General features: G+C 69.6%; 2 protein-coding genes and 1 pseudogene. 1 reads left to right on the top strand and 2 read right to left on the bottom strand.

From position 1 onward, the window contains the following. Positions 1–186: 186 nt before the first annotated feature. Positions 187–1098 (bottom strand): IS3 family transposase, encoded by a 912-nt coding sequence (locus tag ACIQOV_RS39475; RefSeq protein WP_331768889.1) that lies wholly within the window; start codon positions 1096–1098, stop codon positions 187–189. 5 nt (positions 1099–1103) lie between these two features. Next, entirely contained in the window at positions 1104–1409 is a 306-nt protein-coding gene (locus ACIQOV_RS39470; protein ID WP_331768736.1) for a transposase, read from the bottom strand. Between the two features lie 49 nt (positions 1410–1458). Between ACIQOV_RS39470 and ACIQOV_RS39465 the strand changes: the two are divergent. Continuing rightward, a pseudogene (locus ACIQOV_RS39465) lies at positions 1459–1933 on the top strand (transposase); the annotation flags it as partial.

Here is a 1933-nt window from a genome sequence, read left to right as displayed (position 1 = left end):
GGCTCCGACAGCGCGGGATCCAGACCACGTTCTCGGTCGGACACGCCGTCACCGCCGAGGTCCGCAAAGCCATCCGCACCCTGCCCGACCGGGTCCGGCACCCCGCGCTGGAGCAGAACGGCTCCATCCGTTCCGGGGCCGAGGTCGCCGAACTGTGAGCTTCCCCCGCAGTGCGGGAGGTGCTGATTACCTGGTCAGGATGGGTTCAGGCGGTCCGACGGCCACTGGTTCGGCCGTCGCCTGGTCGGCGTAGTACTTCGCCTCGTACTCGTCGGGGCTGAGCCAGCCGAGGCGCTTTTGGATGCGGCGGGTGTTGTAGAAGCCGTCGATGTAGGCGAAAAGCGCCAGGTCGGCGTCCGTGCGGGTCCCAAAGGTCGTGCGACGTACGCACTCGGTCTTCAGTACGCTCCAGAAGTTCTCGGCCAGGGCGTTGTCGTAGGAGTCGCCGACGGTGCCCATGCTCGGCTCAATTCCCGCCTTCAGCAGGCGGGTTGTGAGCTTGATGGACGTGTACTGACACCCGTGGTCGCTGTGATGGATCAGCTTCCCGGGTTCGACTGGCCGGCCGTGCAGGGCGTACTCCAGGGCGGTGAGCACGAGGTCGGCGTCCGCGCGCTCGGAGGTGTGCCAGCCCACGATGCGGCGGGAGAACGCGTCGCGGATCGAGGCCAGCCACCACGGGCCCTCGCCGGTGGGGATCAGCGAGATGTCGGCGACCCACAGTCGGTTCGGGGCGCCCGCGGTGAAGTCGCGCCGGACCAGGTCCGGGGCGAGGTCGGCGGCCGGATCGCGGCGGGTGAAGGAACGGGGCCGGCGAGGGCTGACGCCTTGCGGACCGGCCTGGCGCATCAGGCGCTCGACCCGTTTACGGCCGACGTGGGTGCCCTCGCGCCGCAGGACCGCGTGGACGCGCGGGGATCCGTAGGTTTCGTCGGAGTCGGCGTGGATCCGGCGGATGCGTTCGGTCAGCTCGGCGTCGTGGCGCTTGCGCGCGCACGGCTCGTGAACCTCGCGGCGCCAGCGGTAGTAGGTGGAGGCGGGGATGTGCAGTTCCCGGAGAACGGGCTCGGCCCCGAAGCAGTCCTGGTGCTCGTCGATGAGCTTCAGTACCGTCGCCGGGTCGGGTCGAGCTCCTGGGCGAAAAAAGCCGAGGCGGCCTTGAGGATCTCGCAGGACCGGCGGAGCTCGGCGTTCTCCTTGCGCAGAGCGGCCAGCTCCTCCTTCTCGTCCGTGGTCAGCCGGTCGTCACGCTCGCCCCGGTCCGCCTCGTCCTGGCGGATCCAGTTCCGCAGGGCCTCGTGGTGCACGCCCAGGTCCCGGGCCATCTGACGGATCACGGGCTTCGGATCGGCAGCCCGGTACGCGGCAACAGCTCTCTGTCGCAACTCGGGCGGATACTCCCTTCTCACGACCAATCAGGCCATGTCCGGCAACCTTCCGCACCTCGGGGGAACCTCACTGACCGGCCTGGTCGACCTCACCGGCCATCCAGCCGGCACCCGCATCATCGTGCGCCGCGAGCGGCCCCACCCCGGCGCACAACTGTCGCTGTTCGACCAGGACGAAGGCATGCGCCACCAGGTCTTCCTCACCGACACACCCGTCGCCGGCGGAGGTTCGCTGCAGCACCTGGAAGTCCGCCACCGGGCCCACGCCAGGGTCGAGGACCACATCCGCTGCGGCAAGACCACCGGCTTCGGCCGCTTCCCCTCCCGCCACTTCTCCATCAACGCGGCCTGGCTGGAGCTGTCCCTGACCGCGATCGACCTGCTCGCCTGGACCCGAACCCTGCTACTGGACGGCGAGTTGGCCACCGCCGAACCCAAGAAGCTCCGCTACCGACTTCTCCATGCCGCAGCCCGGATCACCCGCGGAGCCCGCCGCCTACGTCTGCGGATCGCTGCCGGCTGGCCTTGGCGCCACGAGCTGACCG

It is taken from the genome of Kitasatospora sp. NPDC091257 (assembly GCF_044757675.1).
In the GTDB taxonomy this organism is placed as follows: domain Bacteria; phylum Actinomycetota; class Actinomycetes; order Streptomycetales; family Streptomycetaceae; genus Kitasatospora; species Kitasatospora lactacystinica.
Note: the sequence above shows the minus strand (reverse complement) of the source record. Positions and strands in the feature narration are given on the sequence as shown.